This is a genomic window from uncultured Nisaea sp. (assembly GCF_963974195.1).
Classification (GTDB): domain Bacteria; phylum Pseudomonadota; class Alphaproteobacteria; order Thalassobaculales; family Thalassobaculaceae; genus Nisaea.
In genome coordinates this window covers 1-12567 of sequence record NZ_CAXBDC010000116.1, presented here as the reverse complement: position 1 = coordinate 12567, position 12567 = coordinate 1, and the positions used below count along the sequence as shown (strand labels likewise).

14 protein-coding genes are annotated in these 12567 nt (G+C 60.3%); 7 read left to right on the top strand and 7 right to left on the bottom strand.

Annotation, left to right across the window (positions count from 1 at the left end):
• The first annotated feature begins 64 nt into the window (after positions 1-64).
• Complete coding sequence (locus AAC126_RS19135) at positions 65-424, top strand: TfoX/Sxy family protein (protein WP_339856365.1); 360 nt, start codon at positions 65-67, stop codon at positions 422-424.
• A gap of 102 nt (positions 425-526) precedes the next feature.
• Entirely contained in the window at positions 527-982 is a 456-nt protein-coding gene (locus AAC126_RS19130; protein WP_339856362.1) for a cyclic nucleotide-binding domain-containing protein, read from the top strand.
• Between the two features lie 10 nt (positions 983-992).
• On the opposite strand, the gene AAC126_RS19125 is transcribed toward AAC126_RS19130, so the two are convergent.
• Positions 993-2006, bottom strand: a complete 1014-nt coding sequence (locus tag AAC126_RS19125) for an aldo/keto reductase (RefSeq protein WP_339856359.1) — start codon at positions 2004-2006, stop codon at positions 993-995.
• Positions 2007-2160: 154 nt separating this feature from the next.
• On the opposite strand from AAC126_RS19125, the gene AAC126_RS19120 reads away from it, so the two are divergent.
• The 4 genes from AAC126_RS19120 to arsC are packed head-to-tail and all read left to right on the top strand — an operon-like array spanning position 2161 to position 4676.
• Positions 2161-2886 (top strand): ribonuclease activity regulator RraA, encoded by a 726-nt coding sequence (locus tag AAC126_RS19120; protein ID WP_339856357.1) that lies wholly within the window; start codon positions 2161-2163, stop codon positions 2884-2886.
• Positions 2883-3518 carry a class I SAM-dependent methyltransferase gene (locus AAC126_RS19115; protein ID WP_339856354.1) on the top strand — a complete coding sequence of 212 codons (636 nt, stop codon included), beginning with the start codon at positions 2883-2885 and terminating at the stop codon, positions 3516-3518. The genes AAC126_RS19120 and AAC126_RS19115 overlap by 4 nt, the downstream gene beginning before the upstream one ends.
• A 4-nt stretch (positions 3519-3522) precedes the next feature.
• Positions 3523-4314, top strand: coding sequence for an enoyl-CoA hydratase-related protein (locus tag AAC126_RS19110; RefSeq protein ID WP_339856352.1), 792 nt, complete (start codon positions 3523-3525; stop codon positions 4312-4314).
• A gap of 14 nt (positions 4315-4328) precedes the next feature.
• Positions 4329-4676: an arsenate reductase (glutaredoxin) gene (gene arsC / locus AAC126_RS19105; RefSeq protein ID WP_339856349.1), complete on the top strand. Its 348-nt coding sequence runs from the start codon at positions 4329-4331 to the stop codon at positions 4674-4676.
• On the opposite strand, the gene AAC126_RS19100 is transcribed toward arsC, so the two are convergent.
• From AAC126_RS19100 to AAC126_RS19075, 6 genes are all read right to left on the bottom strand, one after another.
• Entirely contained in the window at positions 4673-6367 is a 1695-nt protein-coding gene (locus AAC126_RS19100; RefSeq protein ID WP_339856346.1) for a glycosyltransferase family 4 protein, read from the bottom strand. The two genes, arsC and AAC126_RS19100, sit on opposite strands and share 4 nt — an antisense overlap.
• Before the next feature lie 212 nt (positions 6368-6579).
• Positions 6580-7533 carry a D-2-hydroxyacid dehydrogenase family protein gene (locus AAC126_RS19095; RefSeq protein WP_339856344.1) on the bottom strand — a complete coding sequence of 318 codons (954 nt, stop codon included), beginning with the start codon at positions 7531-7533 and terminating at the stop codon, positions 6580-6582.
• Positions 7534-7608: 75 nt separating this feature from the next.
• Positions 7609-8007, bottom strand: coding sequence for a peptide-methionine (R)-S-oxide reductase MsrB (msrB, locus tag AAC126_RS19090; protein ID WP_339856341.1), 399 nt, complete (start codon positions 8005-8007; stop codon positions 7609-7611).
• Positions 8008-8082: 75 nt separating this feature from the next.
• The gene (locus AAC126_RS19085) at positions 8083-9297 is read right to left on the bottom strand and encodes a CoA transferase (protein ID WP_339856339.1); all 1215 of its coding nucleotides are present in this window, start codon (positions 9295-9297) and stop codon (positions 8083-8085) included.
• A gap of 82 nt (positions 9298-9379) precedes the next feature.
• The gene (locus tag AAC126_RS19080) at positions 9380-10132 is read right to left on the bottom strand and encodes a CoA-transferase (RefSeq protein WP_339856335.1); all 753 of its coding nucleotides are present in this window, start codon (positions 10130-10132) and stop codon (positions 9380-9382) included.
• 4 nt (positions 10133-10136) lie between these two features.
• A complete protein-coding gene (locus AAC126_RS19075; protein WP_339856332.1) occupies positions 10137-10952 on the bottom strand; it encodes a CoA transferase in 816 nt (271 codons plus the stop codon).
• A gap of 174 nt (positions 10953-11126) precedes the next feature.
• Here AAC126_RS19075 and AAC126_RS19070 point away from each other — a divergent pair.
• A partial coding sequence (locus AAC126_RS19070) for a GMC family oxidoreductase N-terminal domain-containing protein (RefSeq protein WP_339856331.1) occupies positions 11127-12567 on the top strand: 1441 nt, incomplete at its 3' end.

Sequence of the window (12567 nt, the reverse complement as noted above, 5' to 3'; positions counted from 1 at the left end):
CGTCCGGTCTTGCCAATGCCCCCGCAAACAAGAACAATAAGGGAACAAACAACAGGAAGCAGACATGGCCGCATCGAAAGAGTTCGCGGACTTCATCACGGGCATGCTGGAGCCGCTGGGCGACATACGCGCGCACCGCATGTTCGGCGGCTATGGCATCAAATACGGCGAGGTGAATTTCGCCCTGCTGCTTGGCGACCTGCCCTATTTGCGCGTGGACGACCGGAATCGGCCGGCTTTCGAGGAACGCGGCAGCGCGCCGTTCAGCTACAGCACGAAGAAAGGCGAGGTCACTGTCGGCAGTTACTGGGAGGTGCCAGCGGACATACTGGAGGACCCAGAGTTGTTTCTGGAATGGGCACGCGCCGCCATAGACGCGGCCCTCAAGGCATATCAACCTAAGAAAAAACGAAAACGAGATTAAGGAAAGTAGCCAAAAACCCGCATCATGAAGGTTGCTATTAAAAACTATTTAATTCAAATTTATACTCATTAACTAATTTCCCGATCATAAAAAGATACATCTATGGTTCCCGAATCAGACCGCATCACATTCGAGTCCGGCGACATCATCTGCGAGCATGGCGAGCCATCGGACTACGTCATGTATGTTCTCAGCGGCGAGATCGCGATGGAACACAGCCCGGGCCTGTATATTGAGCTGGACGGCAAGGTCACGACCTTCAAGCGCGGCTCCCTCCTCGGCGAAAGCTCGGCAATCCTGAAACGCCCCTATGTCGGCACCCTGATCGGCTTCAGCAGCGGCTCCTATGCCCGCGTCCGCGCGGACCGGATCCGTGCCGATATCGCGCGATGCGGAAAACTGCCGAAGATGATCATCCTCAATCAGGCCCACAAACTCGATCAGGCCTACAAATTCATCATGAAGAACTACAAGAACGCCAGCCGCGATCAGATTCAGGAAGCGTTTGAACCTAACCACAGCCTCGGCGATTTCTTCGAACAAGGCGTCGCGAAGTAAGGGCGAAACGCTAACCCGTCAGCGCGACGCGTCCTTCCAGCGGATAAGCCGGATCGTTATAACCCGGCGTCGACGGATGCCCCTCAGGCACCAGCTCATTGATCAGCGCCTCGTCCTCTTCCGTGAACTCGTATTCCAGCGCTTTCGCGTAGGCTTTCCACTGTTCCATCGTACGGGGCCCGGCGATGGTGCCCGTGATAAGGCCGTTATTCAGCACCCAGCCGACGGCGAGGTCGATGATGCTTGCGCCCTTGGCTTCGGCATGGGCCTTGATCTTCTCCGCAATCACCAGGCTTTCCTCGCGCCATTCGGTCTGCATCATGCGGGTGTCGGCGCGGGCGGCGCGGCTGCCTTCGGCGGGCTCTGCGCCCGGCTTGTACTTGCCGGAAAGAACGCCGCGCGCGAGCGGGCTGTAGGGCACGACGCCGAGGCCGTAATAGTCGCAGGCCGCCAGATGCTCGGTCTCCGGCATCCGGTTCATGGCGTTATAATAGGGTTGGCTGACGACCGGGCGGTCGATACCCGCCGCGTCGCAGAGATGGCAGATCTCGGCCACCCGCCAGGAACGGTGGTTGGAGACGCCGAAATACCGGATCATGCCGGCATGGACCAGATCCGCCATGGCGTTCACGGTTTCTTCCAGCGGCGTCGTGTGGTCTTCCTTATGCAGGTAGTAAATATCGATATACTCGGTATCGAGTCGCTCCAGCGATTCCTCGCAGGCCTGCAAAATCCATTTCCGGGAGAGACCGCGCGCGTTCGGATCGCCTTCGCCCATCGGGTTGCCGAGCTTGGTCGCCAACACCCAGTAATCCCGTTCGGCGGCAATGCCACGGCCGACCACCCGTTCCGAATTACCGTTGTGATAGGCGTCGGCGGTGTCGATGAAATTGACCCCGAAATCCCGCGCCTCGGCGATAATTTCGTGAGAATCGGCCTCGCTCGTCGGCCCGCCGAACATCATGGCACCGAGACACAGTTTCGAGACCTTCAGGCCGGAGCGGCCGAGATTGCGGTATTCCATGACTTTCCTCCCCCTTGATTACGCTCCCTGATTGCGTCAGGCGCGGTTCCGGAATGACAGAATAGCCGGGATGGGCGACGACCGCACTTGAGGATCGCGAAGTCTCCGTGCTCTGATGCTCTGCAATGAAAAACCGGCACCGGGAGGGCCTTCAATGACCGGACTGAGCGATACCGCACGGGAAAAGCTGGCGCATGTCAGCACCGCGACCCTGACCACACAGCTTCTGAAGCGTGGGTTGCGCAATCAATGTCTCCAGGGCGTCAGCCGTCTGACAACCCATGACCGCAACATGGTCGGCGAGGCCTTCACCCTGCGGAATATTCCCGCGCGTGAGGATATCGACGGCATCAGCGCCTATGACGATTACGATCATCCCCAGCGCAAGGCGATCGAGACCGTACCGGCAGGCAAGATTCTTGTGATCGACTGCCGCCAGGATGCAAGTGCGGCCTCCGCCGGCAACATCCTGCTGACCCGCCTGCAAGTGCGCGGCGTTGGCGGGTTCGTCTCCGATGGCGGCATCCGCGATTCCTACGAAATCGCTGAATATGACATTCCCTGCTATGTCGGCGGCCCCTCCGCCCCGACCAGCCTGATCAAGCATCATGCAGTGGCCGAACTGAACACGCCCATCGCCTGCGGTGGCGTCGCGGTTTATCCGGACGATGTGCTCGTCGGCGATGCCGAAGGCCTTGTCGTGCTCCCGGCTCATCTCGCCGAGGAAATTGCCGAGCAATCCTTCGAGCAGGAGAAGATGGAAGTCTTCATTGCGGAAGAAGTGAAAAACGGCAAACCGCTGCGTGGCACCTATCCGCCGGACGAGGCGACCAAGGCGCGCTATGTCGAATGGCAGAAGAAGCGGGACGCCGAAGCGTGAGCGTAACCGCTCCCGACAATGACGCCCTGATCGCGGTTTATGACCGTGATGCGCGACGCCTGCGGACGGAATGGTCCGCAGGCGCGGATTCCGCGACCCATAGCGACAAGTTCATCGATTTCCATACCCCCTACCTTCCGACGAATGGGGGACATGCGCTGGATATCGGTGCCGGGTATGGGGCCCATGTAAACGGGCTTGAGGAACGGGGACTGACTGTGGTCGCCGTCGAACCCGCCGCAGGCATGCGCGCGGAAGCCAGGACGCTCTATCCCGGCTCCAAGGCCACCTGGCTCGATGACCGGTTGCCGGACCTTGCCAAAGTGCATGCGCTCGGCCGGCAATTCGACTTCATGCTGATGAACTCGGTCTGGATGCACCTGCCGCCGGACTTGCGGGACCAGGGCATGACATCCCTCTCCGCGCTTCTCGCCCCCGGCGGCCGTTTCTCCGTGCTGCTGCGGCACGGTCCGGCGCCCGCAGACCGCCCGATGCATGAGTCCGACACAGAGCCCTTCCTGGCTCTCGCTGAAGCGCGCGGTCTTACGCCTCTTTATCGCAAGGAAAACCGGGATGAACTGGAACGCGACCGCGTTTCCTTCACTCGCCTCATTCTGACAAAATCAGGTTAACCCAATGACATACGAAACCTTGCTCTTCTCAATCGAAGACAATATCGCCCGCATCACCCTGAACCGGCCGGAGCGGATCAACGCGGTCACGGCCGTGATGCATGAAGAGTTGCGCGACGTCTTCACACAGCTGGAAAAACCCGGCTCCGCCCGCTGCGTGATCATCACGGGCGCCGGGCGCGGCTTCTGCTCGGGGCAGGATCTCGCCGACCGCAAAGCCTCAAGCACGGCCGAACGGCGCGATCTCAGCCAGTCGATCCAGCAGAACTACAACCCGCTGATCAAACGCATGGCCGCCCTGCCGATCCCGATCATCTCCGCCGTGAACGGCGTCGCCGCCGGCGCCGGTGCCAGTCTGGCGCTCGCCGCTGATATCGTACTGGCCGGGCACAACACCAAGTTCGTACAGGCCTTCGTCAATATCGGTCTGGTGCCGGATGCCGGGGGCACCTACGTGCTGCCCCGCCGCGTCGGCCTCGCCCGTGCCCTCGGCATGACGCTGATCGGCGCCCCGGTAACCGGTAAACAGGCCGCCGACTGGGGCCTGATCTGGTCATCGGTCGAAGACGAGACACTGCTCGATGAAGCCGAGGCGCTGGCAAAGACCCTGGCCGCGAAAGCCCCACTGGCACTCGCCGGGATCAAGAAGATCATGCGCGCCTCGCTCGATAACGGACTGGCGGAACAGCTCGACCTTGAAGCCGAGTTTCAGCGCCAGTGCGGCTATACGGACGATTATCAGGAAGGCATCGCCAGCTTCCTCGAAAAGCGTGCACCGAACTTCCAGGGCAAATAGACCGGAGCAACTTGATGAGCACCGTCATCTATCACAACCCGCGCTGCTCCAAATCACGGCAGACGCTGGAGCTGCTTCGCAGCAAGGGCGTCGAGCCGGAGATCCGGGAATATCTGAAATCCCCGCCGAGTATCGCCGAGCTCGAGGAAGTCCTCGGCCTGCTCGGCCTGGAGCCGGTCGGTCTGATGCGGCGCAAGGAAGCGCCCTTCAAGGAACTCGGCCTTGATGACAACTCAAAGGATAGTGCAACGCTCGTTCAGGCGATGCACGACAACCCGGTTCTGATCGAGCGTCCGATTGTCATCGCCAACGGCAAAGCCGCCATCGGGCGCCCGCCGGAGGATGTGCTGAAGATTCTCTAGGGGGCGGTATCCGAGAAATTCAGGATTCCGTACTTGCACATCCAGGTGACCAACAGATTTAGCCGTACCCCACGATGCTCCTGAAAATGCTGTTCTATTTCGCTAAATCGTACGGTTTTATTGTCCAGCACGAATGACAGCACCTGATGTGCGACCGGAGCCCGCCAGTGCGGCAAACGTCTGTCGAGATCGACGCTTTCGGCCTGCTCAAGCCTGGTCTCTGAAGAAGAGCTGGCGGAGAGCAAAATATCGCCGTTCAGAGACCATGTCGGAAAATGGTTAAAGGCATGGAACGGGTCGCCCTTCACTGGGTCCCGGAGAGTCTCCGTGCCCGTTCCAGCTCCAAAAGCTCCGGCAGAATTACGCTTTTCAGCCAGATCCTCCCACAAGGCATCCAATTCGGAGACGATGGCTGGCCAGTCAAAACGCTCACGCGCCCGTTTTTGCCCCGCGCAACCCATCCTGGACCTGAGCTCTGGGTCGGAGGCAAGAGCAGCAATGGCCGCCGCTGCCGCATCAACACTCACTGCCGTATGCTGGCCGACATTCGAGACATACTGGAGATAATTATCCAGCCCCAGAACGTTACGTTCAACAATCAGATGACCGTCGCCGGCAGGCGGCAGCAACGTCGGGACATGTATACCATCGATACCATCCCTGACCGTTGAACGATAGCCGTCCCAATCACTCAGCACGACCGGAATTCCCGCCGCCATGGCCTCAACCGGCGTGATGCCGAAGGTTTCCTGGATATTGTCGACCAAGGACAGAAAGATATCCGACCCGGCCCAATAGCGGGACACCACATCGCTATTGTTCCCGTCCGCAAACTCTACACGTACTGACGGCGCATGGACCCTTGCCGCTTCCTCGTAGAGCGGGCGGTCCGCATCGGCGTTCGGGAACCAGCCGGCCATAACGAAGCGGATGCGCTTGCCCGACTGTCTGGCTGCAGATTCTACAGCCTGAAACATCGGCGTTGGGCGGGCTTTCTCATAGAAAGACAAACGCCCGAGCCAGAGCACCAGGATTTCATCTTCGGCAATCCCTAATGCCGTCCGCGCGCCGTCACGGCCACCTACAGAGTCAATTCGGTTCTCGATGGCCGGCACGTCAACCCCGAGCGGAATAACCGGAAGATGCGGCATAGGCAAAACCGGCGTTGCCGCACCGGCGCGGTCGCCAATGAACTGGCCCAGCTCGCCAAACATCTGCTCCAATCCCTGCTTCACCGAGGGAGAGGTGCATATCAGCGCATCCCAAGGCTGCACGGGAGATGTCAGGCAATGGGCTATGTATTGGCGGATGGCTGGAGGTGCGAGGGTGTGTACCAGCCCCACAATACTGTAGCTCCGATCCCCCCTCGCCCTGCGCTTCCAGGCCAGGTCCGTGATATCCGCGCTACCACGCAGAAGGCATCCGGCTTCCGCAATCAGATCCTGGCTAAAAATCGAAGCAATACCCAAGTCACGGCAAGGCGCTTCCCCTGGAAAAATATCTGCTGCGAGTGAAGCCGGATTGAGTGTTCCTAAATTGAAAAAATTGAGCTTTCCCGGATGCGCCGAATGTTTCGCAATAGCCCGAAACAGGCCAACATTTGCGATATCCTTGCCAAACGGATTAGTGCCAACACCAACACCTGTAGAGCCGCCGACATAGATCGAAACGGGGGTACAACTCTCTGACACGGACACATTCCCTGGATACGGACATTGGGCATAACCTTAAGCGCGACGCCCCGGCAAGAAAGATCCAAGGATCATGGAGCCGTCACTCAATCGGTAATCTGGCACGGACTGTTACACTGAACAGATCCGATCCGGAAGTGTCCGGCACCATTGTCTTTCGCTGCGGGCCCGCCTCAAAAATCTCCAGAGCTTGAGTGAAGCCGCCCATAAACTCAGTTCAGGACCCGGATCGGCTCTCCAGCGTGCCAGGCTTTGATATCCTCGACCATCTCGCCGTAGAACAGCTTGTAGGTTTCCTCGGTCACGTAGCCCATATGCGGCGTCAGCAGGATATTGTCGAGCGTGCGGATCGGATGATCCGCCGGAAGCGGTTCCGGCTCGAAAACGTCCACGGCAGCACCGGCGATGCGGTTGTTCTTCAGTGCGTCAATCAGCGCGTCCTCGTCGACGATCGGACCGCGCGAGGTATTCACCAGCAGCGCCGTCGGCTTCATTTCCGCCAGAGCGGCCGCATCGATCATGCCACGGGAACGGTCGCTCAACACGACATGCAGGGTGACGATATCCGCCTCGCGGAGAAGCGCTTCCTTGCTCGCGGCCTTGCGCACGCCGATTTCGGCACAGCGCTCTTCGGTCAGGTTCGGCGACCAGGCAACCACGTCCATACCGAAGAGCTTGGCGATCTCTGAGACCTGGCTGCCGAGTTTGCCGAGCCCGACGACACCCAGGGTGCGGCCCTTCAGGTCAACGCCGATACGGGTCTGCCACTTGCCTTCCCGCATCATCCGGTCGTCATGCGCGACCTGCCGGGCCAGCGCCATCAGCATGGCCCAGGTGTGTTCCTTCGTCGTGTTCCCGCTGGTCGCCGTGCCACACACCGGAATGCCGCACGCACGTGCCGCCGGGAAATCGACCGCGTTGTTCCGCATGCCGCTGGTCACAAACAGTTTCAGGTTCGGCAGACGCTGAAAGATCTCCGCCGGAAACGGCGTCCGCTCCCGCATGGCGCAGACGATTTCGAAATCCTTCAAGCGGTCGACGAGTGCGTCATGCTCCACCAGATTATCCGTGAAGACGACTGGCTCATACCCCTCCGGCAAGCATCCCCAATCGGCCATACGCAGGGATACATTCGCATAGTCATCCAGAATCGCGATCTTCGGCATTTCCTCACCTGTCACTTTAGTTTTTTGTTTTAACAATGTGTTTCACGGATATATTTAACCCGTTTCACAGAACGTCTATTCGTCTTTCTGCTTCAGATCGAGCGACGCCGAATTGATGCAGTAGCGCAAACCCGTCGGCTGCGGCCCGTCCGGAAACACGTGTCCGAGATGGGCTTCGCACTTCGCGCAATGCACTTCGGTCCGGACCATGAAATGGCTGCGATCCGTCGTGCTCTCGATATTCGCCCCCTCGATCGGCTGATAGAAGCTCGGCCAGCCGCATCCGGCGTCAAACTTCGTCTCGCTTTCAAAAAGCGGCTCGCCACAGCAGACACAGGTATAGGTCCCCGGATCCGTGGTTTCGGCGTACTTGCCCGTAAAAGGGCGTTCCGTCGCGTGCTTGCGGGTCACCTGGAACTGCTCGTCGGTGAGCTGCGCGCGCCACTCGGCATCGGTTTTCTTGATCTTGTCCATCAGACTCTCCGTCATTGCTCCGATGCAGAGATTGGGTGCGACACCTCGCCGGGCAAGGCAATCGCACCCAATCCGTTACTTCCCTTTACGGCGCGTCTCGACCAGCACCTCCTGATCGGCAAGGGCCTGGATTTCCGCCTCGCTGAAGCCATGCTCCGCAAGAATGGCACGGCCATGCTCGCCGAATTTCGGCGGCACCGACTTCACAGAACCCGGTGTGCGGGAAAGCTTCACCGGGATGCCCCAGGACTTGTACCAGTCAAGTTCGACCGCCATGCCCCGGTGCTTGGTATGCTCATGCTCCATGACGTCCGCCGTGTTCCGGATCGGCCCGACAGGCACACCGGCCCGCAGCAGGCGGTCGCAGATCTCGTTACCGTCCTTGTCCTGCAACAGGACTTCAAGCTCCGCCCTGAGGGCGTCACGGTTCGTTACCCGGTCCGCATTGCTGGAGAACCGTGGATCGGTGCCGAGCTCCGGCTTGCCGAGCTCCGCCGTCATGCGCTGCCAGGCCCGATCATTGCCGCCGGCAACAAAGATATCCCCGGTCTGGGTCGAGAACTTGTCATAGGGGCTGATATTCGGATGCTGGTTGCCAGTGATCCCCGGCACCTTGCCCGACAGCTCGAAATTCGCTACGTGCGGATGCATGAGCGAAAGGCCGCAATCATACAGCGTCATATCGACATACTGACCGAGGCCGGAGCTGTGCCGTTCGAACAGCGCCATCATGATCGCGTTCGCGGCATAAAGCCCGGTTCCCATATCCACCATCGGAATGCCGACACGGGTCTGCTCGGACGGCGAGGAGCCGTTGACCGAGAACCAGCCGGTCATCGCCTGAATGATACCGTCATAGCCCGGAAAGCCACCATAGGGCCCGTCGGAGCCAAAGCCGGAAATCCGGCAATGCACCAGCTTCGGGAATTTCTCCTTCAGCACATCCTCATAGCCGAGGCCCCATTTCTCCATCGAGCCGGGCTTGTAGTTCTCGACCAGAACATCCGCATCTTCAAGCAGACGCAACAGCACCTGCTTGCCCTCTTCCTTTGAAAGGTCGAGGCCGAGGGATTTCTTGTTCCGGTTCACGCCAATGAAATAGGAGGCATCGCCTTCATGGAATGGCGGGCCCCAGTCCCGCACCTCGTCGCCCTGCGGCGGCTCGATCTTGATGATCTCCGCGCCGTGATCCCCAAGCATCTGGGTGCAGTACGGACCGCCGAGCACACGCGTGCAATCGACAATCTTGATCCCCTGGAGGGCGCCGGCGGATGCCGCAGTGCCACTCATTCCGTTACTCCTCAATTCTCAAGGCTGGAACCGGTCAAAACGATCCGGTCATTCTGGAAACCCGGTGCTCCCGGGTCAATTATCAGGCTGCCTTTTCTATCCCGAAAACCTCGGCTGCGAAGCCCGGATAGATTTCAGCGATCTGCGCGGCGACCGGCCCCCGGATAATCTCAAGGGTTTTGGCATCCGGCAGCCGTGTCTCGGGAACGTCAGCCGGCTCGTCATACGCGAATCCGGTCTGCTCCCTGATTTCCTCGACCGTATGCCCCGGATGGACACTCGCCAGACTGAAACGCCCCTTCTCACGATCGAAATGGAAGAGGCAGCGGTCGGTGATCAGGGCATAAGGCCCGCCCGGCCGGTAGACATTCGGCTCGGATGTTCCGGGCGCGCTGATGAAGTCGACTTTCTCCACAAGGGTCCGCGGCGTGTGCTCCAGACGGAAGAGGATCACGCGCGGCACGGTGAAATACATGTAGGACGAGCCGAAGGAGCCCGGAAACCGGACCTTTGGCTTGTCCGGATCGCCGACCGAGACAAGATTGATGTTCGCCTGCCCGTCGATCTGCGCGCCGCCCAGGAAGAACGCATCAATGCGGCCTTGCCCGGCGCAATCGAACAGCTCCTTGCCGCCGTCCGTGAAGAAGTTGTTATCCTCGCTGCCAAGCACGGAAACCCGGGTCCTGTCCGGATGCCGCGCCCGCGCCAGCATGGCTGCCGCTCCGGGCACTGGGGAGGATGCGCCGACCGCAATATGGTTCAGCCCGTCCAGCATATCGGCGATGGAGGCGATCAGGATTTCCTCGGCGCGCACGCCATCATTCAATGTTGTCACCGTATCACTCCGCCGCCACGGCCTTGGTGCCGGCCATATAGGCGGCAAAACCTTCTTCGGTGCGCGCCATATCGACATACCGCGCCAGCTCATCCTGATCCGCGTCATAACCGCCCGGAATGCCGAGCGGCCAGGCGCCCTGCTCCGCTTCCGCAATGGCACCGATATAGAGCCCCGGGATCGTCCCCGCAGCCCGCACCGGATCATCCAGCAGGTTCCCGTCGACGATCTTCTCCGCCGTCACCAGGCTGGATTTCGCGGCATGCGCCATCAGCATCAGCTCGCGCCGGACACCGACCCAGACATTGCCGAACCGGTCCGCCAGCGGGGCATGAAACACGGCGAAATCGGGCTGGATCGCCTTCACCATCAGGATCGGGTCGTTCTCGGCGAACGGGTTCTGGCCGATCACCCAGTCATCCCGGCGCTTCTCGACGTCGGAGCCGATAACACCGCGCAGCGGCATGAAGGGCACGCCCTTCTCTGATGCCTGCAGACCGGCATGGATCGCGGGGCAGGTCGCATCCAGCATGCGTATGCCCGCAGCCTTGATCGAGGCGCTGAAGCGGGGCGCCAGGCCGAACTCACCAAGCGTGACTGCCGCCGTCTCCACGGTGCTGACGCACCCGGCACCGATCAGCTGATCCGCCTGGAAACCGAGAGCGGGAACACCGACCAGATGAAGATCTCGGACATTGCGAGCGATGATCGCGCGCACCAGCGCCATGGCGCAGTAAGAGTAATCCGGCGGCAAAGCGATTTTCGCGCCGTCACTCAGCCGTGCAGCCAACCCTTCAAGGTCTAGCCGGATGGCATCCATAATCATTCCTCCCAGAATGTTTCCCGCATCCTACGCGAACAGTGGCCGGAATAAAGCGGCAACCCGTCATGACATCGTTTCCCATGCAGGCGGGTGTAAATCCATCGACGGCCACCCGCCGGACGCATATTCTCCCCGCAAAAGAAGTGACTAAAAGAACAAGGGAGTAACGGGGTGAGCGAAGTTTACGACTATATCGTGGTCGGCGCGGGCTCGGCAGGCTGCGTGGTTGCGAACCGGCTGTCGGCGGACCCAAAGAACCGGGTGCTATTGCTGGAAGCCGGCGGCAAGGATCGCAATCCCTGGATTCACGTCCCCGTCGGATATTACCGGACAATGTATCATCCCGATATTTCATGGGGGTACGAGACGGAACCGGATGCCGGCGTGAATGACCGGGTGATGGTCTGGCCGCGCGGCCGGGTTCTCGGCGGCTCCAGCTCGATCAACGGCCTGCTCTATGTGCGTGGTCAGCATCAGGATTACGACCACTGGCGCCAGCTCGGCAACGAAGGCTGGGGCTGGGACGACGTGCTCCCCTTCTTCAAAAAATCCGAAAGCTATGAGCGCGGCGGGAATGATTTCCGTGGCGGAGACGGTCCGCTCTCGGTCTCCGACATCGCTGACAGACGGCCGGTTTGCGAGGCTTTCCTCGATGCCTGCGAGGAAGTCGGCATACCGCGTAACGAGGATTATAACGGCGCGGTGCAGGACGGCGCGGGCTATTATCAGACCACCAGCCGGAACGGCCGCCGGTGCAGCGCTGCCGTCGCTTACCTGAACCCGGTCAAAAACCGGAAGAACCTGCATATCGAGACCCGTGCCCTCGCCTCGAATCTGGAAATGACGGACGGGCGCGCGAGCGGCATTACCTATCTGCGCGACGGTATCGAATATAAAGTGGAAGCATCACGCGAGATCGTGCTCTGCGGCGGGGCCATCAATTCCCCGCAACTCCTCCAGCTTTCGGGCATCGGCCCGGCAGAGCATCTGCGCAGCGTTGGCATCCCGGTCCAGCATGATCTTCCCGGTGTCGGGGACGACTTGCAGGACCATTTTCAGGTCCGCGCGATCTATGAGCTGGAGGGCCTCGAATCCCTCAACACCGATGTCGGTAATCCGCTGAAACGGATCGCCATGGGCCTGCAGTATGCCCTTACCCGGAAAGGCCCGCTGACCATCAGCGCCGGTCAGGTCTATGTCTTCACCAAGACGCGGGCAGAGCTGGAAACGCCGGATATCCAATTCCATTTCATCCCGTTCAGCGCGGACAAACCGGGCCAGCTCCTGCATCCCTTCCCCGGTGTGACTTCCTCAATCTGCCAGCTGCGCCCGGAAAGCCGTGGCAGCATCATGGTGAAATCCGGCGACCCGCGCGATTACCCGAGCATCAAGCCGAACTATCTTTCGACCGAGGGCGACCGTCGCACCATCATCGACGGCATGAAACTGAACCGGAAAATCTCCCAGTCCCCGGCCTTCAGCAAGCACCTGAAAGCTGAGTATGAACCGGGCCTCGACCGGGCGGACGATGAAGGCCTTCTGGCCTATGCCCGCGAGAAAGGCGGCACCATCTTCCACCCGACCAGCACCTGCCGCATGGGCGCCGATCCGA

Bases quoted from the DNA above. Each gene is read 5' to 3' on its own strand.
- AAC126_RS19135 (WP_339856365.1), top strand. From the start codon at position 65: ATGGCCGCATCGAAAGAGTTCGCGGACTTCATCACGGGCATGCTGGAG.
- AAC126_RS19130 (WP_339856362.1), top strand. From the start codon at position 527: ATGGTTCCCGAATCAGACCGCATCACATTCGAGTCCGGCGACATCATC.
- AAC126_RS19125 (WP_339856359.1), bottom strand. From the start codon at position 2,006: ATGGAATACCGCAATCTCGGCCGCTCCGGCCTGAAGGTCTCGAAACTG.
- AAC126_RS19120 (WP_339856357.1), top strand. From the start codon at position 2,161: ATGACCGGACTGAGCGATACCGCACGGGAAAAGCTGGCGCATGTCAGC.
- AAC126_RS19110 (WP_339856352.1), top strand. From the start codon at position 3,523: ATGACATACGAAACCTTGCTCTTCTCAATCGAAGACAATATCGCCCGC.
- arsC (WP_339856349.1), top strand. From the start codon at position 4,329: ATGAGCACCGTCATCTATCACAACCCGCGCTGCTCCAAATCACGGCAG.
- AAC126_RS19095 (WP_339856344.1), bottom strand. From the start codon at position 7,533: ATGCCGAAGATCGCGATTCTGGATGACTATGCGAATGTATCCCTGCGT.
- msrB (WP_339856341.1), bottom strand. From the start codon at position 8,007: ATGGACAAGATCAAGAAAACCGATGCCGAGTGGCGCGCGCAGCTCACC.
- AAC126_RS19085 (WP_339856339.1), bottom strand. From the start codon at position 9,297: ATGAGTGGCACTGCGGCATCCGCCGGCGCCCTCCAGGGGATCAAGATT.
- AAC126_RS19075 (WP_339856332.1), bottom strand. From the start codon at position 10,952: ATGGATGCCATCCGGCTAGACCTTGAAGGGTTGGCTGCACGGCTGAGT.